Annotated in this window: 25 protein-coding genes; 13 read left to right on the top strand and 12 right to left on the bottom strand. The window is 68.8% G+C overall.

Annotated elements, in window-relative coordinates; genetic code table 11:
* Nucleotides 1-17: 17 nt before the first annotated feature.
* The 3 genes from ACWIE7_RS00415 (at nt 18) to ACWIE7_RS00405 (ending at nt 2,822) form a co-directional block, all read left to right on the top strand.
* Complete coding sequence (locus tag ACWIE7_RS00415; RefSeq protein WP_452098810.1) at nt 18-296, top strand: hypothetical protein; 279 nt, start codon at nt 18-20, stop codon at nt 294-296.
* Between the two features lie 100 nt (nt 297-396).
* Nucleotides 397-1,827 (top strand): L-lactate permease, encoded by a 1,431-nt coding sequence (locus ACWIE7_RS00410; RefSeq protein WP_454068319.1) that lies wholly within the window; start codon nt 397-399, stop codon nt 1,825-1,827.
* Between the two features lie 503 nt (nt 1,828-2,330).
* On the top strand, nt 2,331-2,822 hold the full coding sequence (locus ACWIE7_RS00405) for a GNAT family N-acetyltransferase (RefSeq protein ID WP_454068382.1): 492 nt from the start codon (nt 2,331-2,333) through the stop codon (nt 2,820-2,822).
* Nucleotides 2,823-2,835: 13 nt separating this feature from the next.
* On the opposite strand, the gene ACWIE7_RS00400 is transcribed toward ACWIE7_RS00405, so the two are convergent.
* Entirely contained in the window at nt 2,836-3,603 is a 768-nt protein-coding gene (locus tag ACWIE7_RS00400) for a thioesterase family protein (RefSeq protein ID WP_454068318.1), read from the bottom strand.
* A 65-nt stretch (nt 3,604-3,668) separates the two neighbouring features.
* On the opposite strand from ACWIE7_RS00400, the gene ACWIE7_RS00395 reads away from it, so the two are divergent.
* Nucleotides 3,669-4,151: a MaoC family dehydratase gene (locus ACWIE7_RS00395; protein ID WP_452098807.1), complete on the top strand. Its 483-nt coding sequence runs from the start codon at nt 3,669-3,671 to the stop codon at nt 4,149-4,151.
* 64 nt (nt 4,152-4,215) lie between these two features.
* Here ACWIE7_RS00395 and ACWIE7_RS00390 read toward each other — a convergent pair whose 3' ends face one another.
* The gene (locus ACWIE7_RS00390; RefSeq protein WP_454068317.1) at nt 4,216-4,695 is read right to left on the bottom strand and encodes a nitroreductase family deazaflavin-dependent oxidoreductase; all 480 of its coding nucleotides are present in this window, start codon (nt 4,693-4,695) and stop codon (nt 4,216-4,218) included.
* Nucleotides 4,696-4,728: 33 nt separating this feature from the next.
* A complete protein-coding gene (locus tag ACWIE7_RS00385; protein WP_454068316.1) occupies nt 4,729-6,045 on the bottom strand; it encodes a class I SAM-dependent methyltransferase in 1,317 nt (438 codons plus the stop codon).
* A 225-nt stretch (nt 6,046-6,270) separates the two neighbouring features.
* On the opposite strand from ACWIE7_RS00385, the gene ACWIE7_RS00380 reads away from it, so the two are divergent.
* Nucleotides 6,271-7,731 carry an NAD(P)/FAD-dependent oxidoreductase gene (locus tag ACWIE7_RS00380; RefSeq protein WP_452098804.1) on the top strand — a complete coding sequence of 487 codons (1,461 nt, stop codon included), beginning with the start codon at nt 6,271-6,273 and terminating at the stop codon, nt 7,729-7,731.
* Nucleotides 7,732-7,852: 121 nt separating this feature from the next.
* On the opposite strand, the gene ACWIE7_RS00375 is transcribed toward ACWIE7_RS00380, so the two are convergent.
* Both ACWIE7_RS00375 and ACWIE7_RS00370 read right to left on the bottom strand, forming a co-directional pair.
* Nucleotides 7,853-8,266 (bottom strand): PaaI family thioesterase, encoded by a 414-nt coding sequence (locus ACWIE7_RS00375; protein ID WP_452098803.1) that lies wholly within the window; start codon nt 8,264-8,266, stop codon nt 7,853-7,855.
* Between the two features lie 112 nt (nt 8,267-8,378).
* Nucleotides 8,379-9,143, bottom strand: coding sequence for a hypothetical protein (locus ACWIE7_RS00370; RefSeq protein ID WP_452098802.1), 765 nt, complete (start codon nt 9,141-9,143; stop codon nt 8,379-8,381).
* 299 nt (nt 9,144-9,442) lie between these two features.
* On the opposite strand from ACWIE7_RS00370, the gene gndA reads away from it, so the two are divergent.
* The 3 genes from gndA to ACWIE7_RS00355 are packed head-to-tail and all read left to right on the top strand — an operon-like array spanning nt 9,443 to nt 13,268.
* Nucleotides 9,443-10,915 carry an NADP-dependent phosphogluconate dehydrogenase gene (gene gndA, locus ACWIE7_RS00365; protein WP_452098801.1) on the top strand — a complete coding sequence of 491 codons (1,473 nt, stop codon included), beginning with the start codon at nt 9,443-9,445 and terminating at the stop codon, nt 10,913-10,915.
* Nucleotides 10,882-12,303 (top strand): DEAD/DEAH box helicase, encoded by a 1,422-nt coding sequence (locus tag ACWIE7_RS00360; RefSeq protein ID WP_454058156.1) that lies wholly within the window; start codon nt 10,882-10,884, stop codon nt 12,301-12,303. The genes gndA and ACWIE7_RS00360 overlap by 34 nt, the downstream gene beginning before the upstream one ends.
* Nucleotides 12,300-13,268, top strand: a complete 969-nt coding sequence (locus tag ACWIE7_RS00355) for a hypothetical protein (RefSeq protein ID WP_454068315.1) — start codon at nt 12,300-12,302, stop codon at nt 13,266-13,268. The genes ACWIE7_RS00360 and ACWIE7_RS00355 overlap by 4 nt, the downstream gene beginning before the upstream one ends.
* Nucleotides 13,269-13,271: 3 nt before the next feature.
* On the opposite strand, the gene ACWIE7_RS00350 is transcribed toward ACWIE7_RS00355, so the two are convergent.
* Complete coding sequence (locus tag ACWIE7_RS00350; RefSeq protein WP_454068314.1) at nt 13,272-14,207, bottom strand: hydrogen peroxide-inducible genes activator; 936 nt, start codon at nt 14,205-14,207, stop codon at nt 13,272-13,274.
* 154 nt (nt 14,208-14,361) lie between these two features.
* Here ACWIE7_RS00350 and ACWIE7_RS00345 point away from each other — a divergent pair, with 154 nt between their 5' ends.
* The 3 genes from ACWIE7_RS00345 (at nt 14,362) to ACWIE7_RS00335 (ending at nt 16,625) form a co-directional block, all read left to right on the top strand.
* Nucleotides 14,362-14,958 (top strand): peroxiredoxin, encoded by a 597-nt coding sequence (locus ACWIE7_RS00345; RefSeq protein ID WP_230929008.1) that lies wholly within the window; start codon nt 14,362-14,364, stop codon nt 14,956-14,958.
* Nucleotides 14,955-15,479 (top strand): carboxymuconolactone decarboxylase family protein, encoded by a 525-nt coding sequence (locus ACWIE7_RS00340; protein WP_230929009.1) that lies wholly within the window; start codon nt 14,955-14,957, stop codon nt 15,477-15,479. Before ACWIE7_RS00345 ends, ACWIE7_RS00340 begins: the two co-directional genes overlap by 4 nt.
* Before the next feature lie 183 nt (nt 15,480-15,662).
* Complete coding sequence (locus ACWIE7_RS00335) at nt 15,663-16,625, top strand: hypothetical protein (RefSeq protein WP_454058154.1); 963 nt, start codon at nt 15,663-15,665, stop codon at nt 16,623-16,625.
* Between the two features lie 90 nt (nt 16,626-16,715).
* On the opposite strand, the gene ACWIE7_RS00330 is transcribed toward ACWIE7_RS00335, so the two are convergent.
* The 4 genes from ACWIE7_RS00330 to dut all read right to left on the bottom strand — a co-directional run bounded on the left by ACWIE7_RS00330 (nt 16,716) and on the right by dut (nt 19,400).
* Nucleotides 16,716-17,501 carry a DUF3159 domain-containing protein gene (locus ACWIE7_RS00330; protein ID WP_452098796.1) on the bottom strand — a complete coding sequence of 262 codons (786 nt, stop codon included), beginning with the start codon at nt 17,499-17,501 and terminating at the stop codon, nt 16,716-16,718.
* Nucleotides 17,488-17,898 (bottom strand): single stranded DNA-binding domain-containing protein, encoded by a 411-nt coding sequence (locus tag ACWIE7_RS00325; protein ID WP_230929011.1) that lies wholly within the window; start codon nt 17,896-17,898, stop codon nt 17,488-17,490. Before ACWIE7_RS00325 ends, ACWIE7_RS00330 begins: the two co-directional genes overlap by 14 nt.
* Before the next feature lie 25 nt (nt 17,899-17,923).
* A complete protein-coding gene (locus tag ACWIE7_RS00320; protein ID WP_454058153.1) occupies nt 17,924-18,841 on the bottom strand; it encodes a DUF3710 domain-containing protein in 918 nt (305 codons plus the stop codon).
* A 79-nt stretch (nt 18,842-18,920) separates the two neighbouring features.
* Complete coding sequence (gene dut / locus ACWIE7_RS00315) at nt 18,921-19,400, bottom strand: dUTP diphosphatase (protein WP_454068313.1); 480 nt, start codon at nt 19,398-19,400, stop codon at nt 18,921-18,923.
* A gap of 53 nt (nt 19,401-19,453) precedes the next feature.
* Here dut and ACWIE7_RS00310 point away from each other — a divergent pair, with 53 nt between their 5' ends.
* A complete protein-coding gene (locus ACWIE7_RS00310) occupies nt 19,454-19,960 on the top strand; it encodes a DUF3093 domain-containing protein (RefSeq protein ID WP_452098793.1) in 507 nt (168 codons plus the stop codon).
* A 109-nt stretch (nt 19,961-20,069) separates the two neighbouring features.
* On the opposite strand, the gene ACWIE7_RS00305 is transcribed toward ACWIE7_RS00310, so the two are convergent.
* Nucleotides 20,070-20,372, bottom strand: coding sequence for a DUF4193 domain-containing protein (locus ACWIE7_RS00305; RefSeq protein ID WP_230929015.1), 303 nt, complete (start codon nt 20,370-20,372; stop codon nt 20,070-20,072).
* A gap of 204 nt (nt 20,373-20,576) precedes the next feature.
* On the opposite strand from ACWIE7_RS00305, the gene cei reads away from it, so the two are divergent.
* The gene (gene cei / locus ACWIE7_RS00300; protein ID WP_454068312.1) at nt 20,577-21,215 is read left to right on the top strand and encodes an envelope integrity protein Cei; all 639 of its coding nucleotides are present in this window, start codon (nt 20,577-20,579) and stop codon (nt 21,213-21,215) included.
* 51 nt (nt 21,216-21,266) lie between these two features.
* Here the strand turns inward: cei and ACWIE7_RS00295 are convergent, their stop codons facing one another.
* Nucleotides 21,267-22,121 (bottom strand): inositol monophosphatase family protein, encoded by an 855-nt coding sequence (locus ACWIE7_RS00295; RefSeq protein ID WP_454068311.1) that lies wholly within the window; start codon nt 22,119-22,121, stop codon nt 21,267-21,269.
* Nucleotides 22,122-22,132 lie beyond the last annotated feature (11 nt).

Raw genomic sequence — 22,132 nt, 5'->3', positions numbered from 1 at the left:
GAAGGAGTTTCCAGGCCATGGCGTCAGAGTCGACCACCACGACGGACCACGACGAGATCCGCAACTGGGTCGAACGCAACAACGGCAAGCCCGCCTGCGTCCGGGACACCGGGGGCGGGGATGACCCCGGTGTCCTGCGGTTCGACTTCCCCGGCGGGGCCGGTGACGAGTCGCTTGAGCAGATCAGCTGGGCCGAGTGGTTCGACAAGTTCGAGTCCCAGAATCTCGCGCTGCTCTACCAGGACCACAAGTCCGACGGCGAGGGCAGCACCTTCTTCAAGCTCGTCAACCGCTGACCGGCACTGACAGGTCGGTCGGGCCGATAGTCGGCCCGGCCGGCCGCACGTTCCCACCGCCCTCGGACGCCGGGGCCGACCACCGACCCGGGTGGCCGCGGTGAGTCAGCACTTCGATTCCGCGGCCGCACTCGCCCCCATTGCCCTGGTGTTGGCGCTGTTGGCCCTCCGGGTGCCCTCCCTCGTCGCCGGGGCGGCCGGACTCGGCGGCACGGTCCTGGCCGCCGTCGCGGTGTTCCGCCCGACCGCCGACCAGATCTCCATATCCTTCGGCCAGATGGGACCGACCGTCCTGGAGGTCGCCCTCATCCTGCTCGGCGGCGTCGTGCTCTCCGTGGTCATGTCGCGGGCCGGAGCGCAGGAACGCATCGCCGGATGGCTGGAAAGCGTCGAGCCAGGGCCCGACCGGATCGTGACGATCCTTCTGCTGGTCTTCGGACTGACACCGTTCATGGAGTCCGTCACCGGCTTCGGACTGGGCGTGGTGATCACCGCACCGCTGCTCGTCCGTATGGGGCTCGGACCGGTCAAGGCGGTCGTCACCGGCCTGCTCGGACTGGTCCTCGTCCCGTGGGGCTCACTTGCCCCGGGCACCCTGGTGGCCGCCGAACTCGGTGGGCAGGGCTTCGCGGAGCTGGGCTACCGGTCAGCACTGCTGACCCTGCCGGTGCTCGTCGTGAGCATGATCGGCGTCCTCGTGGTGCTCGGCCGCCGCCCCGCCGTGTGGCTGGTTGGTCTGGCCGCGGCGGTCATCCTCACCCAGTGGATCGCGCTGGTCGGTGCCAATCTGTTCGTCGGGGCACCGCCCGCAGGGATCATCGCCTCTCTCGCGGTCACCGTGCTTCTTCTCGGTATCTCGCGGGCCCGTCACGGCGCGCTCCCGGCGGTCGATCGTGCCCTCGTGCGGGCCGTGGTCCCCTATCTCGTCCTGCTCACCGGCATCCTCGGCACGAGCGCGGTGATCGGGTTGGCCGGCTCCCCGCCGGGGCTCGAGTGGATCGCCGGTCCCGCGGTGTGGATCAACGTCGCGGCGCTGATCGCGATCAGCACGTCGGGTGTTCCTCGACCCGCCGTCGTCCCGTTGGTCCGCGAGGCGCTGCGGACATGGGCGACCGTCGCCGGCAACGCGGTGGTGTTCATGCTGATCGGAGTGGTGATGGCCGCGACCGGGATGGCCGGCCACCTCGCGTCCCTGGCGACCGGCGCGGGCGACGTCTTCGTGGGCCTGATCCCGGCGATCGGCGCTCTCGGCGGGTACCTCACCGGGTCCAACACCGGCGCGGCCGCGATGTTCTCCGCCGCCACGACCGGCGCGGCCGCGAGCCTGGGGGCAGATCCCCTCACCGCCCTCGCTGGTCAGAACGTCGCGGGGTCGTATGCCATCATCGTCTCGCCACCGCGCATCGCGTTGGCGGTGGGCGTGGTCATGGCCGGCCGATCACGCCTTCCCGGTGCGGCGACCCGGATGCTGGCCACCGCCGTCGTATGCGCGACGGCCCTCCTGGGCGCGGTCGTGGCCGTGTCGGCGTGAGTCCGCGACGTCGTCCAACGGTGCCCCCACCCGCGTTGTGGCCGTAGGATCTGCAGGCCATGCGGAGCCGCCACCTCAGTGTCGTCGTCCACCGCCCCGTCGATGAGGTCTATGGCCTCGCCGGGGACCCGACCCGCCTACCGGAATGGGCTGCGGGCCTGGCGACCGGCGAGGCGACAATCCACGACGACGAGTTCGTGGTCGAGTCCCCGATGGGACGCGTCCGCGTGCGTTTCGTCGATCGCAACCCGCTGGGTGTCCTCGACCATGAGGTGACGCTGCCCGACGGGACGCGCGTCCACAACCCGATGCGCGTCCTCCCCCACCCGGCCGGCGCCGAGGTCGTGTTCTCGATCCGACAACTCGAAGACGACGACGACGAGGATTTCGAACGCGACTGCGCGATGGTGGCCGCTGATCTCGGCCGTCTCAGGCGTCTCCTCGAGAGATCGCCGGTCAGCGGCGCCACCAGAGCAGCCGGGGGCGGGGCCACAACGGCCGAGATCAGGATCGCGTCCCCGGCAGACGCGGCCGGGATCGCGCTGCTGCTCCACGAGTTCAACACAGAGTTCGACTGCCCCTCCCCGACCCCGGCGGAGGGGGAACGTCGATTCGATGCCCTGCTGCGGCGGAAGGACGTCCTCGTCGTCGTCGCCGGTCGTTCCTCCACGACGTCCGCGCACGGCGACGGCTGCGCGGGCGACCCCGAGGACATCGGCTTCGCACTCCTCACCTTCAGGCCCACGCCCTACTGGGACGGGCCATTGGCCCAACTCGAGGACCTCTACGTCCGTCCGGCACACCGATCGGCCGGCGTCGGGAGCGCGATACTCGACCGGGTCCTCGCCGAGGTCCGGATCCGGGGAGGTGAGGAGCTGCACATCAACGTCGACTCCGACGACATCGACGCTCGCAGGTTCTACGCCCGACACGGGTTCTCCGACGTCGACCCGGAGTCCGGGTCCGGGATGCGCTGTTATCTACGTCAGCTGTAGAGGAGGCGGCCGATCACGGCCGAACGGTGAGTGACTGCGCGATGGTGCCGAGCGGGCCGGACTCGTCGTGGATCACGCTCGCGGTCAGCCCCAGGCCACCGGGACCGAAGGTGACCCGGGTGTCGTAACCCAGCCACTCCCCCTGCGGCGGGCGGACCAGGTGCGCCGACAGGTCGATGTTCGGGTAGTGCACAGCGGTCGGGTCCGCGCGGATCGCCATACCGTTGGCGATGTCGAACAGCGCAGCCATCCGCGCGGTCGCGCTGACCTCCTCGCCCGCCAGCAGCGGCACGTCGGTGCGCACCCAGTAGCGCGACAGCCCCGGGCCGTCGGAGATGCGGCGGACCTGAGCTGACGCGAGGTATCCGCCCCGCCAGACCGTGGTGGGATCCCAGGGCTCCATCTGATCCGGGGGCGGAATGGGGTCGAAGCCGTCCCCGGCGATAGCGGCGGTATCGCGGGGCTGCTGCAGCCACGCCCGCATCCGGATGCCGGTACGACCGTCGTGCGAGTAGGTGGCCTCGACCAGTTCGATTGTCCGTCCCGGCCGGATCACCTCGACCGCCACGTCGACCGCGTCCATGGGGACTACCCCCAGGAGTTCGTAGGACAGACGGGAGATGACCATGGGATCGTCGCGACGGGCGGTGAAGTCCGACTCAACCGCGTGGACGAGCAGCCCCAGGGCGGGGCCGATGTGCTGGGTCGACTCGTCCCACGCGCCGCTGACGTGCTCGGTCGGGCGGAACCGGGCCGCACCGAGTCGTTCGAAGTAGGCCATCCCCGCCCTCCAGTCGGTGAATCGTGATTAACTCAAACCCTACACGCGCTACGCGAGGAGAAGACATGAACGACGAGACCTTCGACGAGTTCACCGCACCGATCGACGACAGGTACCTCGAGGACTACACCGAGGGGGGCCGCTACCGCTTCGGCGAGGAATCGGTGGACGCCGACGAGATCGTGGCGTTCGCCCACAGGTACGACCCCCAGAGCATCCACACCGACCCGGAAGCCGCGGCGGGCGGCCCGTTCGGCGGGCTCATCGCCAGCGGGTGGCAGACCGCCGCGCTGATGATGCGGCTGTTCGCGGACAACTACCTCACCAGCGTGGCCAGCCTGGCCTCACCCGGCGTGGACGAGCTCCGATGGGTCCGGCCCCTGCGCCCGGGCGACCGGCTCACCCTCATCTGCGAGACCACGGGAGTGCGTCCGTCTCGGACCAAGCCGGACCGCGGGATCCTCACCACGGACGTCACGCTGGTCAACCAGGACGCGGAGCCGATTCTCACCGCGACCGCGATGAACATGGTCGCCCGGCGACGTTGAGACCCTCAAGCCGGTCCCTGCTGACCGCGGTTGGCGGCACCGGCTACGGGCGGACCGGCTCAACTCACAACTGCGGCGTGAGATGGAAGATCGGCAGTAGTCGGGTCGTGCGCGCGGCGTAGTGCTCGTAGTTCGGCCACACCCGGACCGCCGCGGCCCACGCCGAGTCCCGATCAGCGTCCGAGAGTTCGCGGACGTCCACGGGCAGCCGGGCCCCGTAGACGCTCATCTCGACGAGCCCGTCGGCCGCCGCGCGGAGGTTGTAGACCCATGCCGGGGTCTTCTCTCCACCCCAGTTGGAGCCGATGATGATCAACCCGTTGTTCCACGACGCGCACAGAAGCGGTGTGCTGCGCATCGCGCCACTCCTACGGCCCGGCACGTGGAGAGTGAGAGTAGGGAGTCCGGCGACCCGCAGTAGGGGCAGGCGCCCCCCGGAAACGCGGGACATCCAGGTGTCGACCGTCACCACGAGAGAGGAGTTCTCTCGGGTCGCGTCCTGCCGCCCCAACCAGATCGCGACCGGGGTGAGAATATTGCTCATGGGCAGAGCCTATTGCCCCGGCTGCCTCATGGGCTAGACGACGGTGTCGGGGACGTCCGCCAACACCTGGACGGACTCCACCCAGCCGTGGCGCATCCCCGCCTCCATCGCGGCCAGGTGGAACGCCCACATCCGACGATAGACCGCGTCGAAGCCGAGCGCCGCGGCATCTCTTCCTCTGAGCGCGAACGACTCCGACCAGAGACGGACCGTTTCCGCGTGATGCGCGGTCATCTCGATCCGTCCGCGCAACCGCAGCCGGGACGAACGGGCGATCACTTCGACGAGGTCCGACCACGACGGCGCCGGCCCCGCTTCGGCCACGTACTTCGATCCCCACGCCGCGAGTTCCACGTGGGCGCGTTCAGGCCGCCCCGGGCACACCAACGCCTGGAATGCCATCCGGCCGCCCGGTTCCAGAAGGCGCTCCGCCACGCCGACGACCCCGCCGATGCCGGCCAATCCGGATTCGACCCCGGGGTCGGTCGCCACCACCGCGTCGAGGGCGCCTCCGGCCTCCGACGGCTCCCCCAGGAAGAGGGAGACGCTGTCCTCCAGGCCCGCGGCCGCGAACCGCGATCCCAGCGCAGCGAGTCTCTCCGTGGACCCCGTCATGGTCCGCACGTGCGCACCTCGCTCGGCCGCACGCATCGGCAATTCACCCCAGCCGGGTGTCGCGACGAGCACCCGGGCCCCCTCACCCACCGCCGCGAGGGTCAGGAGCATGTCCGCGGATCGTCGCTGGGCGTCGCCGAGGTCATTGCGTCGCGGCGGGGAGGCCGGGGCCTCGAGGTGGACGACATCTGACCCGTCATCGAGACGGGTTCGTGTCCGAGCGCCTGAGGCGAAGACCGCGCCGGAGGTCGACATGGTCTCATCGGTGTACAGCGACGTGAGCGCACCCGGGACAGAGTCCTCCAGCGGTACCTGCTGCGCTCGATCGCGGCGCCTCCCGGCTCCGGAGTGCCCCCGCCCGTCGCGACCGAACGCGCGCTCCCCCGGGTCGGCACAGTCCGGATTGTCGGCGATCCACGGCGCGAGAGCGGCGATAGCCGCGCCGAGCTCCGCGGTCGCCCACTCGCCCGCCATGAAGGACTCGCCGAGCCCCACGACTCCGGCGGCGGCCAGTCGCGCCCAGAAGTGGTCAGGGTCCCTCAAGACCACCCGCACGTCCGCGTCGTAATCACCTGCGGCCGACGAGTCCGGGTAGTCGATGCGTATGCCGAGATCACGTGCGGCGCGGCGCAACGACTGGGCGACGAGACCGGCTGGACTCCCCCCGACACCGGCGGGCGGGGCCAGGGCAGGCCAGCGTTCCAGGTCGACGGTCTGCGGTTCGACTCTGACCACCGGTTCCCTCCTCACGGGGCTCGCCTGAACCTGGACCGTACCGCCGCCGGTCGACGGGGACGGGCAGGCGCGTCGGGGGCGCCGGACTGTGATCCTCCCGCCTCCTCGTGCGCGCTGTGCGCGCGACCACTATCCTTGGAACCCGTGCCCGCGCGATTTCCGCGAGCCCTGAACAGCGATGAGGCCACTGCGCCCCGACCTACACCGAGCCTCACAGGAGCCACCATGACCGAGCCCGCATCCGACCAGGTCACCGCAGCCACGCCGGTGCCCCGCCGGCACCGTGTCGTCATCATCGGCTCCGGCTTCGGCGGCCTGTTCGCTGCGCAGCAGTTGGAGAAAGCCGACGTCGACGTGACGCTGATCGCCAAGACCGGACACCACCTCTTCCAGCCCCTGCTGTACCAGGTGGCGACCGGGATCCTGTCCGTCGGTGAGATCGCCCCGCCGACGCGGTTGATCCTGCGCGACCAGAAGAACGCGACCGTGGTCCTGGGCGATGTGAACAAGATCGATGTCGCCGGCAAGCGTGTTCACGCCACCGCCGGTCACATCGCCTTCGACCTGGAGTACGACAGCCTGGTCGTGGCCGCCGGCGCCAACCAGTCCTACTTCGGTAACGACCACTTCGAGCGCTGGGCGCCCGGCATGAAGACGGTCGACGACGCCCTCGAGCTGCGCAGTCGCATCCTGGGCTGCTTCGAGCAGGCCGAGGTCATCGACGACGAGGACGAGCGCCGCCGGCTCCTGACCTTCATCATCGTCGGCGCCGGCCCCACGGGCGTCGAGATGGCCGGCCAGGTGGCCGAGCTGGCCCAGCACACCCTCAAGGACAGTTTCCGGCGTATCGATCCCGCTTCGGCCCGCGTCATCCTGCTGGACGCCGCGCCGGCCGTGCTTCCTCCCTTCGGCAACAATCTCGGCAATGCGGCCCGTGCCCGTCTGGAAAAGATGGGCGTCGAGATCCAGCTCAACGCGATGGTCACCGATGTCGATTACAACGGCATCGAAGTGAAGGATCCCGACGGTTCGGTTCGGCGAATCGATGCCTCCTGCAAGATCTGGTCCGCCGGTGTGAAGGCGAGCCCGCTCGGACGGATGCTCGCCGACCAGACGGACGCGGAGATCGATCGAGCCGGCCGCGTCCTCGTCCGTAAGGACCTCTCGCTGCCCGGGCACCCCGAGATCTTCGTGGTGGGCGACATGATGAGTCTGGACAATCTTCCCGGCGTCGCCCAGGTCGCGATCCAGGGCGGAAAGTACGCCGCCAAGCAGATCATCAACGAGGTCGAGAAGGGCAAGACGCCGGCCGACCGGCCTCCGTTCAAGTACTTCGACAAGGGCTCCATGGCCACGGTCTCCCGGTACAGCGCCGTGGTGAAGATGGGAAAGATCGAGATCTCCGGCTTCATCGCCTGGGTGATGTGGCTGATCGTCCACCTGGCGTACCTGATCGGCTTCAAGAACCGCATCACCACCATGTTCTCCTGGGGAATGCACATGGGTGGCGACCATCGCTCCCAGCTGACCTCGACCAAGCAGTGGGTGTACGCGCGACAGGCGATCGAGCGGGTCGCCGCCGACGAAGCCGCGGCGCTGCGCACTGCGGAGCAGGCCCGGCGCGACTCGGCGGCGACCGATAGCAATTCCGACCGCGCAGGACAGGACGCCGAGTCCGTGCATTAGCCGACGAGGCCGCCCGCCCGCTCCGGACTTCGACAGCTGGCCGCGGGTGGATGCGAGAAACCCCCGGCGGGAAGTGTCCCGCCGGGGGTTTCTCGGATCGTGCGATGATGCGTGCCCGGTGCTACTGGAGATTGGCGAGACGAACCTGACCGACCGCGACGACCCGGTCCCGATCGTCAGCGATCTCAACCCGCCAGAGCTGCTGAGACCGCCCGCGGTGCACCGGGGTCCCGGTCGCGGTGAGTGTCCCCTCGGTGACCGCGCGCAGGAAATCGGTGGAGTTGTTGACGCCCACGACCCGACCCTCGCCGCCCAGCCACACGGAGCCCGCCACGCTCGCGACCGTCTCCGCGATCGCGCAGTACACGCCGCCGTGGACGATCCCGTGCGGCTGATGGAGGTGCGGGCCGACCGGAACGGTCACGACGACTCGATCCGGGGTCACGTCGCGGTACTCCAGACCGATCACCCCGCCGAAGCCCACGTCCTCATGCTCGCGGACCTGCCTGATCACATCGCTGTTCATCTCCGACATCTGACCTCTTCTCCCGGCCCGGACACTCCGGGCGACCGTCCGGCCCGGAGTGCCCGGGCGACCGTCCAGAGGCTACCCGCGCGCTCGACATGGAGAGGCGCGTCAGGAGATGTCAGCGGACCGAACGCCACCCGCGGTCGCGGACCGGGATCGGACCGGCGCCCGGCGTACGGGGCAGGCGGCTCCGCTTTCGCACCGCCAGACCGGAGTCGTGCAACGCCTGCAGCACGAGCTGCCCGCGTCGGTACCCGACCTCGGGGCTGGTCCCCGCGAAAGTCGGGACGATTGTTGCGGCACCCAGAACGCTCTCGCCGGCCACCGACCACAGCGTCTCCTGGCTACAGTTGCTCACCTCGGCGAGTCCGGCGAACACGGTCGACAGCGTGCCCCGCGCGCGGCAGGCCAGCCACTGGGCGAGCGCCTGCTCGCACGGCAGCACGACCGTGCCGGGCGAACCGGCGCACGGGTCGCCCGGAAGGACCCGCAGCGTCGTGTCGCGAACGCCCGCCCAGTCGAGGCCCCCCTCGATGTCCGTCCGCACAGCCATGTTCTCGGCGCCGGTGTCCCAGACCCGTCCGATGGTCACGAAACTCGCGACCGCACGGCCGAGAACTCCATGGGTGAACGCCTCCGCCACGAGATAGGTGGAAAATCGCATATCGCCGGAGTCCGCGAAGTAGTTGCGGAACATCAACTCCACCCGACCGCCGTCCACGGCGTCCTCGAGCGGGACCCAGCGGCGACGGGACTGGGTCCCGAGGTCCGCCATCGAATAGAACTTCGGGTATCCGGCCCGGAACGTGCCGAGCTTCTCGGTCGTGTCCTCGAACACCGTGCTCATACCAACCATCTGCTCAGGCAGAACGGAGCTGGTCATATCTGGTCTTCCCCCTGTGTATATCCCCACTTGACAGTGGCCGGCACCCCTCGGGATGGCGCACCACGCGGTCCGATCCCCCCGTCCCGCAGTGGCGCCCGTCACCCGGCCCGGTACTAAGTGTTACAACACATCGCCACGCAACTCCAAGGATTTCCGGTCGGTTCCGGCAAACTCTGCACTGAGTGCAACAGTGATCTGTCAGATAGTTCATAGAACCCTCTCAGTAACGAGTCCCCACCGGATCCTCCATCACCGCAGGTCCGCCGTGTCGACCGGCGTCGACTACCCTTGTCCCCATGAGTACTGAGCGCGAGGACGCGCAGACCGCGACCGCCACGACCGGAACCGCCGATATCGGGGTCACCGGACTTGCCGTGATGGGCTCCAACATCGCCCGAAACTTCGCCCGCCGGGGTTACACGGTCGCCGTACACAACCGGTCTGCGGGCAAGACCGACCTCCTGCTCGACGAGCACGGCTCCGAGGGCAGCTTCATCCGCACCGAGACGATCGAAGAGTTCGCCGCGGCGCTGAGCTCCCCGCGTCGGGCCCTGGTGATGGTCCAGGCGGGCGCGCCCACGGATGCCGTGATCGACGCTCTCGCCGACGCCTTCGACGAGGGCGACATCATCATCGATGGCGGCAACGCGCTGTACACCGACACGATCCGCCGCGAGAAGGCCATGGCCGAGCGCGGTATCCGATTCATCGGCGCCGGCATCTCCGGCGGCGAGGAGGGCGCCCTCGAGGGACCGTCGATCATGCCCGGCGGCCCGGCCTCCAGCTATGAGGTCGTGGGGCCGATGCTCGAGTCCATCTCCGCAAAGGTCGACGGCACACCCTGCTGCACCCACATCGGTGAGGACGGTTCGGGCCACTTCGTGAAGATGGTCCACAACGGCATCGAGTACTCCGACATGCAGCTGATCGGCGAGGCCTACCACCTGCTCCGCGGGGTCGCGGGAATCGAGCCCGGCCCCATGGCCGAGGTGTTCCGGGATTGGAACACCGGCGAGCTCGACTCCTACCTCATCGAGATCACCGCAGAGGTGCTCGCCCAGGTCGACGCGGCGACCGGCGGGCCCCTGATCGACGTGATCGTGGATCGGGCAGGTCAGAAGGGCACCGGGCGCTGGACGGTCAAGTCGGCACTCGACCTCGGCGTGCCGGTCACCGGTATCGCCGAGGCCGTCTTCGCACGCGCGCTCTCGAGCTCTGTCCCCCAGCGTGAAGCCGGTCAGGGACTCCCCTCAGGCAGTCTGTCCATCCCGTCGGAGCCCGGTGCCGATTTCGTGGAGGACGTCAGGCGGGCGCTCTACGCGTCGAAGATCATCGCCTACGCGCAGGGTTTCGATCAGATCACCGCCGCGAGCGCCGAGCACGGGTGGGACGTGGCACGAGGCGATCTGGCGACCATCTGGCGCGGTGGATGCATCATCCGGGCCACCTTCCTCGACCGGATCCGTGAGGCCTACGCGCAGACCCCGGACCTGCCCACCCTTCTCGCGGCTCCGTACTTCGCCGAGGCTCTCGCCGACTGTGTCGACAGCTGGCGTCGTGTGGTGACCACGGCGGTGGGCGCCGGAATCCCGGCGCCCGGGTTCTCGGCGGCACTGGCCTACTACGACGGTCTCCGCACCGAGCGTCTTCCCGCCGCCCTCATCCAGGGCCAGCGTGACTTCTTCGGTGCCCACACCTACCTGCGCACCGACAGTGAAGGCAGCTACCACACCCTGTGGAGCGGCGATCGTTCGGAGGTGCGGGCCTGACCGGCGACGCACGCCCCGGCCTGGATCGCCTGCTCACCGAGCTCGGGGTCGCGGTCCCCATCCGCCATGCGGTCTCCGGGATCGTCTCGGGACCGGTGAGCGCAATCCAGGCAGCCGCGTTGAGCGACGCCGTCAACGGCGAGAATCTCCTCGCCGTCGCACCGACCGGTTCCGGCAAGACGCTCGTCTTCGCCATCGGCGTCGTCCACCGGATCTCCGGCGCACCGAGCGTCCCGGGTAGACCGCGGGCGATCGTGGTCGCCCCGACCCGGGAACTGGCGCTGCAGAACGATGAGGTCCTGGCCGAGGTCGGTGCCGGAGCCGGGCTCCGGACCGCCAGCTTCGTGGGCGGGCAACCCCTCGCCAAGGACAAACGCGCGTTGATCGCTCCCGTCGACATCGCGGTGGGCACGCCTGGACGCCTCGTCGACCTCATGCGCAGCGGGGCCCTCGACCCCGCTGATATCCGGATCGTCGTCCTGGACGAAGTCGACCGGTTGTTGGATGCCTCGTTCGGGGAGCAGACCGCCGCGCTACTGGCCCGATGCGCCGGTGCCACCTTGATGGCGACCACCGCCACAGCTGATGCCGACGTCGAAGCCGCGGCTCGTCGTCGTCACCCCGACCTCCGGATCCACCGCATCGAAGGCGGTGGCGACCAGGTCCCGGGCGCTGGCGAGCTCGGCGCGCCCGAGCCGGCAGCCGTTGTCGCCGTCCCGGACCACCGGGGCCAACCACCCGCCACATCGCCGAAGGCCGCCGTACCCGCGGACAGCAGCCAGCCCCGTCACCTGATCGTCCTCACCGCCGACGATCCCGAGCGATGCGCGACCTCGCTGTCCGCACGATGCAGACGCGCACTGTTCTTCGTCGCCCGAAGGGACGCTGTCGAACCGCTCCGCGCGTCGATCGCCGACGTCGGCGTCCCCGCGGCCGGCGTGTCGGGTTCCGCCTCTCCTCACCGCCGCGCGACCGCATTCGGAGAACTCGCCAGCGGCGCCGTCAGGGTGCTCGTCACCACTGACCTCGCCGGACGGGGCCTGGACCTCGAGGACATCGGGCAGATCGTCCACGTCGGGCCTCCCCATTCCATCCAGGACCTCGTCCACCGTTCCGGTCGGACCGGCCGCGGCGGCAATGCGGCCGGCACGGTGGCCGCGGTCGTGCGGCCCGGAGAGGCCATGCGGGTGATCGAGCAGGCGAGGAAAGCCGGCATGAGCATCGACCGGGTCGATGCCGACGCCACCGGCGCGCAGGCCAGGCTCGACGCAGTGTTCGGGCCCGAGATCGAGGTCCCCCGTCGGCGGCGCGAACCCGCGCCCAAGCCCGCCACCCGGCGTCCAGCCCGATCGCGGGTCCACCGTCCCAAGAGGAAAAAGCGGTTGTGACGGTGGCGCGGGAACCGAGGCGGGCGCCGACCCGCTCCCCCGTTCTGCTGCCGGAATCACTCTGGCGAGCCAGGGAGCGCCGTCATCACCAGCTCGTCGACGCGATGACCGGCGACCACCTGGATCGTCGACGGCGCGGCGCCGAGCACCCGGTCGTCGACTTCCTCTTCACCTACTACCGCACCAGCGTCGGTACCGTTCGCCGATGGCATCCCGGGCCGGGCGTGATCCTCGAGAACGCACACCACGATGACAGAGCGGAATGGCGCCACTATCGTCGGGACTCCCTCTACGGACGTTGCGGATTGGTCGTCGACCCGGATTCGGTGATGGCTCGACGCGGGGACCGGATTCGACGCGCGCGGAGCGTGGTCGAGTCAACCGCCACCCGACCCGGGGCGACCGGCTGCTTCGGCCTTCACGAATGGGCGATGCTCTACCGCTCAGGGGCCGACGGGGCGCGGCACGGACAGGTGCCCCTGCGGATTTCGCCCGACGCGATCGATGACGTCGTGCGCGGCTCCCGCCTGCGTTGCACCCACTTCGACGCCTACCGTTTCTTCACCGAGGCCGCCGCCCCACTCAACGAGCCGGCCCTCTCCCGGGACGGGCAGATCGCGAACGAGCAACCCGCGTGCCTACACGCCGGGATGGACATCTACTCGTACACAGCGTTGCTGGAAGCCGGCGCACCCGGCGAACTCCTGTTGGACGCCCTCTTCGCAGCGTTCGACGCACGAGAGGTCGACATGAGGTCGTCTCCCTACGACCTGTCGGAATGGGGGCTGAAGCCGATTCCGGTGGAGACCGCGCGAGGCCGAGCCGAGTTCGTCGCTTTTCAACGCGGGTGGATCGTCCGGACAGGGTCCCTGCGTGCACGCTTCGTGCGGGCGACGGACCGGCTCGAAAGGATGTCGTCCACCGCCCCCACCGGCCCGGCAGCGACCCCGGACGACGCGGGCTGAACGTTATACGGCCCGTGCGCCGAAGACCTCCGCGGCGACCTCCGTGACGACGTGGCCGAACTCCCTGTACGCGTCGTCCGCGGCGGCCGCGGTCCGCAAGAACAACGCCATCGTCCGCCCCGGCGAAGGATCGGCGAACGTCGCGACCCCGATCCCGGGATCCCGCGTCTCGGGCCCGACCGCGGATTCGGGGACGATCGTCACCCCGAGACCACCGGCGACGCATTGGACGGCCGTGGCAAGCGACGCCGCACGAGACTCTTCCCGGCCCAGGACCGGAACCGAGACACGTCGACACAGCTCGACGGTCTGTTCCCGTAGGCAGTGCCCCTCGTCCAGCAGCAACAGCGGCTCGTCGGCCAGAGCTTCCGGCGATATCCCGTCAACGCCGTCCAGATCATGTCCGGCCGGGACGAGCAGGGCGAACCGCTCGGTGTACAGCGGGATGGCCACCACCCCTGCCGCATCCGTCGGAACCGCCATCAGCGCCAGATCGACAGCACCGCTGCGCAGCGCCTCGACCAGTCTAGCGGTCTGGTCCTCCACGATCCGCGGCCTGAGGCTCGGGAACCTCTCGGCGAGCGCGGGCAACAGCCCGGGGAGGAGGTACGGTGCGGCCGTGGGGATGACGCCGATTCGAAGCTGGCCCACGAGCGGTCCGCCGCTGCCTGCCGCGGCATCGGCGACCGCGTCCATCGCGGCCACCGCGGCGCGCGCAAACGGCAGCAGTTGCTGCCCCGCGGGCGTGACGAGCACTGACCGCGTACTGCGCTCGACGAGATGAAGGCCCAGCCCCTCCTCCAGCGTCGCGAGCGCCTGCGACAACGAAGGTTGACTCATGTCCAGTTCCTCCGCGGCGCTCCGGAAGTGGAGCCTCTCCGCGATCGCGAGGAACACCCTGAGCTGCATCACGCTCGGAACGAACCGTTGATCAACCATGCCGATCAGCCTAGGCCGATCGATAGCCCGAAGTCGATGACTATTCGGCTTAAACTATGAGTGATCTCTGTCTCATTAGGCTTTACCTGTTGAAGAGGCTCATGCATAGTGGTCGTTGTCCGTCCCACAACGGCCCAATCCTCAGGAGGATCACATGGCACTTCTCACCATCGGCGACCAGTTCCCCGACTTCGAGCTGACCGCTCTGAAGGGCGGCGACCTCCGCGAGGTCAACGCGCAGCAGCCCGAGGACTACTTCGAGACCATCTCGAACCAGTCCTACGCCGGCAAGTGGCGCGTGATCTTCTTCTACCCGAAGGACTTCACCTTCGTCTGCCCCACCGAGATCGCCGCGTTCGGCAAGCTCGACGAGGACTTCCAGGACCGCGACACGCAGGTCCTCGGCGGCTCCATCGACAACGAGTTCGCGCACTTCAACTGGCGCGCGACCAACGACGAGCTCAAGGGCGTCCCCTTCCCGCTCCTGTCGGACATCAAGCATGAGCTGATCCGGGCCCTGGGTGTCGAGAACGCCGGCGGCGTGGCCGATCGCGCCACCTTCATCGTCGACCCGGACAACGTCATCCAGTTCGTCTCGGTCACCCCCGACGCCGTGGGCCGCAACGTCGACGAGGTCCTGCGAGTGCTGGACGCCCTCCAGTCCTCCGAGGTCTGCGCCTGCAACTGGCAGAAGAACGACCCCACCAAGAACATCGACAAGATGGAGATGCTGCAGGAGGGCATCAAGTGAGCATCGAGAACCTGAAGTCCGGACTCCCCGAGTTCGCGAAGGATCTCAAGCTGAACCTCAGCTCGCTCGCTCGCTCCACGGAGCTCAACGAGCAGCAGCTGTGGGGCACCTTCCTCGCGACCGCCGCGGCCACCCGCTCGGCCACCGTGCTGTCGGAGATCGCGGATGAGGCCCGCGGGCACCTCTCGGACGAGGCGTTCAACGCCGCCCTCGGCGCCGCCTCGATCATGGCGATGAACAATGTGTCCTACCGTGCCAAGGAGTTCCTGGGCGAGGACTACACCCAGGTCCGTATGGGCCTTCGGATGAACATCATCGCCAACCCGGGTGTCGAGAAGGCTGATTTCGAGCTGTGGTCGATGGCCGTGTCCACAATCAACGGCTGCGAGAACTGCACCGCCGCTCATGACGCGGTCATCCGCAAGGAGGGCCTCACCAAGGAGCAGGCGTGGGAGGCCGTCAAGGTCGCCGCCACGGTCGCCGGTGTCGCACAGGCCGTCGAGATCGACGCCAACATCTGACCTCACCTCACGGTGATCGGGATAGCCCCGCTGACGATCGGTCAGTGGGGCTATCTCGTATTTCCCGGGATCGGGCTCGCGCTCCACGGCGGGTTGGACCTCCCCAGAAGCCCCCGTCGGCACTAGGTTCGTAGGAGGTGTCGTGGAAGGTATCTGCGGCCACTCTGACGATATGGAGACGACATGACCACCGGAGGCGGAGGCTCCCCGACCGGAGACGGTTCGCACAACGACCCGTACAACACCGGGTCGGGCCAGCAGGGCTGGGAGCAGCAGGGCGACTCGAACTACGGGCAGGGCTACGGCCAGCAGGGCCAGGACCCCTACCCTGACCAGGGTTATGGTCACCAGGGCTACGATCAGCAAGGTTACGGTCATCAGGGCTACGGTCAGTCACCGCAGGAGCCGTACCCCGGCCAGGGTTATGGCCAGCAGGATTACGGGCAGCAGTACGGAGCGCCCGGTTACGGCGCCGCCTACCCGCACGCAGGAGCAGGCGGAGGCGGTGTAGCGATCGGGAGGCCGTCCGCCACCGAGGCCATCGGCGCGGCCTGGCAACTGTTCAAGAACAACCCGCTGCCGTGGGTGCTCATCACCCTCGTGTCGTTCCTCGCCAACGCCATCACCAGCTACTTCTCGAATTCCGAATCGGTGGGCGTCTCCCTTATCGGCTCGATCCTGACCATCGTTGTCGGGTTCCTGATCCAGGCCTTCTCCATCCGGGGCTCCCTGCTTGAAGTCGACGGATACAAGCCGGACATCGGCAGCTTCTTCAAGCTCACCAACTTCGGGTCGTTCGTCGTCGCCGGCATCATCGTCGGAATCGCCACGACGATCGGGCTGGTCCTGCTCATCATCCCGGGTATCGCGATCATGTTCTTCCTGTACTGGACGTTCCACTTCGTGATCGACCGCAACATGGGCCCGGGCGATGCGATCAAGTCGAGCTTCAACGCCATCAAGTCTGATGGCGGAAATCTCTTCCTGCTGGCGATCCTGAACGTCCTGATCATCATCGTCGGGTTCATCGCCCTGCTCGTCGGCCTCTTCGTCGCAATCCCGATCACGGCACTGGCCTCCACGGTCGCCTACCGAGCCATCACCGGACCGAGCGACTTCTCCCGTACCGCGGCCAGCGCCGTCTGACCACATCCAGCACCCTTCCGAGGGGACTCAGAAGCCCCGGTGGCCATCCTGGCCACCGGGGCTTTGCGGTATCACTCGTCGCCGAAACAGTCAGCGCTCCTGCCCGCCCACCGTCGTGTCATTCTCCGGCGAGTCGTCCACCTTACTCGCGACGGGCTCACCACGGGCTTCAATTCCCTGCCCCGTCGCCTCCTGCGATTCCCCGACGGTGTCATCCGTCTCCACGGGTTCTTCATGCGTCATCGCACGGCGTATGGCCCACACCGTGACCACGAACGCCACCAACGCCAGCGGCCATCCCATCCCGATGCGGGCCGCGCCCAGCCAGTTGACCTCGTCGTTGAGGTACAACACGTACTGGAGGACGGCGCGGATCGCGAAAAGCGCCGCCCAGACCCAGGTCGCGACCGCGTACCAGCGCCTTGCCTGGGGATTGCGACGCCAGGCCATCCCCCTACCGTCCAGGAAGCCCCAGATCACACCGGCCAGGGGCCACCGGATCAACGCGGAGATCGCGAACGCTCCGCCGTACACGGCCTGGGTGATGATCCCGTACAGGAAGTACCCTTTCGCGCTTCCGGTCCGCCACGCGATGAAGACACAGATGGCGACACCGATGAACCCGGAGATCGCCGGCTGCGGGTTCTCACGCCGAACCAGCGACCAGCCGAGCATCGCGACCGCCACACCCAAAGCGGCCCAGATCGCCGCGGTCAGTCCCCAGATCGCATTGATGGGTACGAACGCGAGGATCGGGATCGAGGAGAACACCAATCCGCGTATCCCGCCCATCTGGTCGATCAGCGACGCGTCGGGGTCGCCGAACGCCGATCGGGGGCCGGAGGTCCGGCCTGCCCGCTGCTCAGGCTCGGTCATCTGATTCCTCCACGGTGTGGCCCGGCCGCCCTGCGAGCAGTTCATAGCGCGGGTTGAACATGATCTTGCGGCCGTGCCGTTGTCCGACACGACCGGTGACACGGATATACCTGCCCGTGTCGATTCCGGGAATGGACCGTCGCCCCAGCCAGCAGACCTCGATCGCGCCCGTTCCGTCGAAGACCTCGGCGGTGACGCCGAGATGGTGATCGCCCCCACCGGAGACGACTGTGCGAATGCGACCGGTCAGGCTCGCCCGGTCGCCCCGGGACGCGTCCACGACACACAGTGATCCGGAGCCTGTGACCCGACCCGCCAGTTCGGCCGCGTCGAGTACCTCGACCGGGTCGGTCAGGCGCGCAGAGATCTTTCGCAGCGCTCGCGCCAACGTGGACATCAGCTACTCGCCATAGCCGGGCGGGTTACAGATCGTCGCCGTCACGGAGCCGGTCCATCGCGCTACCGTCGCGCCGCGGCGCGGCCGGACGCCCCTCGTTCCGAGCCGGGCCGGACGGTGCATCCTGAGCCGGAGCAGCCTGGTTCTGGGCAGACTGGTTCTGAGTAGCCGGGTTCGGAGCAGCCTGCTGCTGCGCTGGCGTCGGCGCTGTGGCGGCTCGTGCCTGCTGTCCGGAGTCGCCCTGCGTCGCCTGCCGGTCCGCGCCGCCGGCTGCCATCTGCTGCTGGAACGCCTGGGCCTGCTGTTGCGCGGCGAGCTGTGAACGCGCCTGGGTCAGGGCCGACTGGATCTCCTCGGGGATGGTCAGCGCGAGTTGCTCCTTCACGGGCATCGGGCCGTCACCTCGGTTGATCACCAGATGACGGAAGACCTCGCGGCCCTCGTCAGCCGCCTGCTCCGCGAGCTCCGGGGTGGCCATGACCCGGACCTCGGCCGTCCAACGGTTCCCGTCCACTCCGATCGCGCGGAACACCGCGCCGGGGAGCTCTGCCACCAGTTCCCGACCCCACGGGCCGTCCACGACTGATACGTCCGCTCCCTGCTGCTCGAGCTGCTCACGCATGTCGGAGACCATGGTCCGCCACTGTCCCGCCGACTTGGGCGCGGCGAACGCGCGCGGGATGACCCGCGACACCTGGGTGACGACGTGGAACTCGGGCTGCCCGTTGGGGTCCAGGGCGACGTTCAGGTCACGACCCGGCGGGACACCGATGACCAGGGAGCCGAGGTCGATATGCCCGTAACCGAGGTCGGTGTAGTACTCGCGGACATCACCGATGAACGAACGGTCGTGGGGCCCCTCGGCCGGCGGGGTCGAGGCAGCGGCCGCGTCCGCTGCCGCGGACTCGCGGGCCCCGGTCGCCGCCTTCTTACGTCCGAACATGGTGGAAATCCTCTCCCCGTGCGCCCCGGTCCCGGACAGGACCGTCTCGGTCGACGCTACCCAACAGCCGCCTCCCCGGTCAGGTCAGGCGGGCGTGCCCACCCGTGGATCCGTGGCCACCGGCACCTCGTTCGGAGTCCTCGAGGGTCTCGACCTCCACCACATCCCACAATTCGACCTGCTGGATGATCAGCTGAGCGATCCGGTCACCGCGGACGATGTGCACCGTCTCGGCGGGGTCCAGGTTGATCAGGTTCACCTTGATCTCGCCCCGGTAACCGGCGTCCACGGTGCCGGGGGCGTTGACGATGGACAGCCCCGCGCGCGCGGCCAGTCCCGAGCGGGGGTGCACGAGCCCCACGTAGCCCGCCGGCAGGGCGATCGCGACGCCCGTACCGACCAGGGATCGATGACCGGGCGCCAACTCGCACTCGTGCGCGGCGTGGAGATCGATTCCGGCATCGGTCGGGTGGGCCCGTACCGGCAGCGGAAGACCGGCATCGAGTCGCTGCAGACGGAGCATCTGACCCGATCCGCTCGTGTCATGGTCGTAGTTCATGGTGTCTGTGCCCTCCTACGGCGTCGCGCCGGATAGTAGCTAGTCTGGTTCACGTGACCGAAGACGATCTCCGCCCACCCCGCGACCGTGCTCCTCGTCCGGTTCACTCGGAGTCTCTCCGGGTGCCCGTGTGGTGGTGGATCGCCCTGGTCGCCATCACCGCTGCAGCAGCGGCCCTGGCGGCCGCGCTCGGGGCCCGATGGTGGATGTGGCTGCTGATCGTGGTCATCCCGGCGCTCATGGCCTGGCTTTTCGTCACTGTCAGCCGCGAGAAGATCGAGGTCGAGTCGGACGGGCAGGGCGGCGGGACCCTCTACGCTGGCCGCGCCCGGCTTCCCTTCGACGCCATCTCCCGCACGGCCGTGGTCCCCGCCACCGCCAAGCAGGCCGCCATGGGCCGGCAGCTGGATCCCGAGGCCTTCGTGGTTCATCGCGGCTACATCCCCACGATGGTGATCGTGGTGTTGGACGACCCGCTGGATCCCACGCCGTACTGGCTGATCAGCACCCGGGACCCGGAGGGACTCGCCGCGGCGCTGCCGGACAACCACTACTGCTGACACCACACCTGATGCGCTGATCCCGGGCCCGTCGGGCCCGGGATCAGTGCTCTGCAGGGGCATCGCCCGACCGGCCGCCGGGATCACCCGGTGGCCGGTCAGCGGTGTCTCAGCCCGCGCAGTCCACGCAGATCTGCAGGCCGTCGCGCTCCTCGGCGAAGCGGCTCCGGTGATGAACGAGGAAGCACTCGCCGCACGTGAACTCGTTGTCCTGCTCCGGCACCACACGGACCGTCAGTTCCTCACCGGAGAGATCTGCGCCCGGCAGTTCATAGGATTCGGCGGTGTCGGTCTCGTCCACGTCGACCTCGCCCGTGGCGCCCTCGGCGCGTCGGGCCTTGAGCTCTTCCAGCGAATCGCCGGCGAGCTCGTCCGCCTCTGTCCGGCGGGGTGCGTCGTAGTCGGTTGCCATGAGTCTCTTTTCTGCGGGTCCGAGTCGAGGGGTTCGCGCATCGGTCGTGGTCCGACCGGCGCACGCATATTAACGGAATCCCCACGGAATTTCATCCACGGGTTCCTTCCGTGTCCCGGCGGCGGCGCGACTGCGTCGGCGTTTACAGTGTTGCCGAAGGGCCCTGCCGGGCCGTCACGCCGCCCACCTGCAGGAAGGCCATCGATGGTCGCCCACCTGAGCACACAGAGCACTCCGACCCCGTCCCCCGCTCGGGGGATGGCGCGCCTGCGGGCCCCCTACGTGCTGTTCGTGGTCGCGGTGCTGGTCCTCGGAGGCCTCGTGTGGGCGTTCGCGCTCCGTGGAAATGACGCCGCGACCCAGGCCGTCGCCTGTCCGATCCCGGAGGCTGCGGAGGGGGCCGGCCTGGAGTCGCAGTCGGCCAACGCTCTGGACGAGGTCGAGCCGGCGTTCCTGGACGACACCCGTGTGCGGGTGCTCAACGCCAACGGGCAGAGCGGTCAGGCGGGCGCCGTCGCCGCTCAGCTCGCGGAGAGCGGTTTCCAACCCGCGGGCACCGACGCGACCGGCAACGACCCGATCTACGGCCAGGCGCTCGAGTGCCACGGGCAGATCCGCTACGGCGAGGCGGGCGAGGCCAATGCCCGTTCGCTCTCCCTGACGGCGCCGTGCATGCAGCTGGTCACCGATGGCCGGGACGACGCGTCCGTGGATCTCGTGCTGGGCACCACCTTCTCGAGACTGTCCGATTCGGTGTCCTCGGTGGGGGCGCTCGACGAGCTGAAGGTGGGGCGCCAGCCGATCTCCACCGAGCTCGCGGCCGCCCGTTCCGTCAGCTGCTGACCCCTTCCGGGGTCTGAAGCCGCCGGTTGGTCTCCGGCCGGCCCGACGACCCTAGAGGGCCCCGCAATCCCGTAGCGCCTGCCGGAACGCCTCCGAGACGCCCGGGCCCGCGGCGACGGTGGGCACGGCGTCGTCGCGGGAGGTCGAGACGATCGCTCCAGACTCCGCCGCGATGAGGCCCCCTGCCGCATAGTCCCAGGGCTTGAGGCAGCGCTCGTAATAGGCGTCGAGACGGCCGGTGGCGAGCATGCACAGGTCGAGCGCCGCGGATCCGCACCGTCGGATGTCGCGGACCGCGGGCAGGAGTGCCGCGACCGCTCTGCCCTGTTCGGCCCGCAGCTTCGCGTCGTAGGAGAACCCGGTGCCGACCAGGGCGAGAGACAGGTCGTCGCAGCCGGATACACCGAGCGTGGTGACCTGACCGTCCGCTGCCCGGAGGGTGGCCCCGCGGTCGAGCGCGGCCGTCCAGGTCTCCCGGGTGACGATGTTGTGAACGGCGCCGACGACGACGACACCGTCGAGTTCAGCCGCGACCGATACCGCGGTGAACGGGATGCCGTAGAGCAGGTTCACCGTCCCGTCCACCGGGTCGACCACCCACCGCACCCGGCTGGCTGCACCCGAGCCGGGGGCCTCGCCGGTCTCCTCACCCAACACCGCGTCGCCGGGCCGGTGCGCGGTGATCTCCCCGCGTAGGTGACTCTCCACCGACGTGTCGATGACCGTGACCGGGTCCGTCGCCGAACTCTTTGACCGAGCACCCAGCCCCTGGCCCTCGAATTCGGCGAGCATCCGCCGCGCCACCTCGCCCCCGGAGGTAGCCAGCCGGTCAGCCAGCTCCCGCAACTCGTCGATGAACCCGGGACGACCGTCGTCCGACCTCGCCGATGCCGTGTCTCCAGTCATGCGATCCTCAT

It is taken from the genome of Dietzia sp. NPDC055343 (assembly GCF_053645265.1).
Note: the sequence above shows the minus strand (reverse complement) of the source record. Positions and strands in the feature narration are given on the sequence as shown.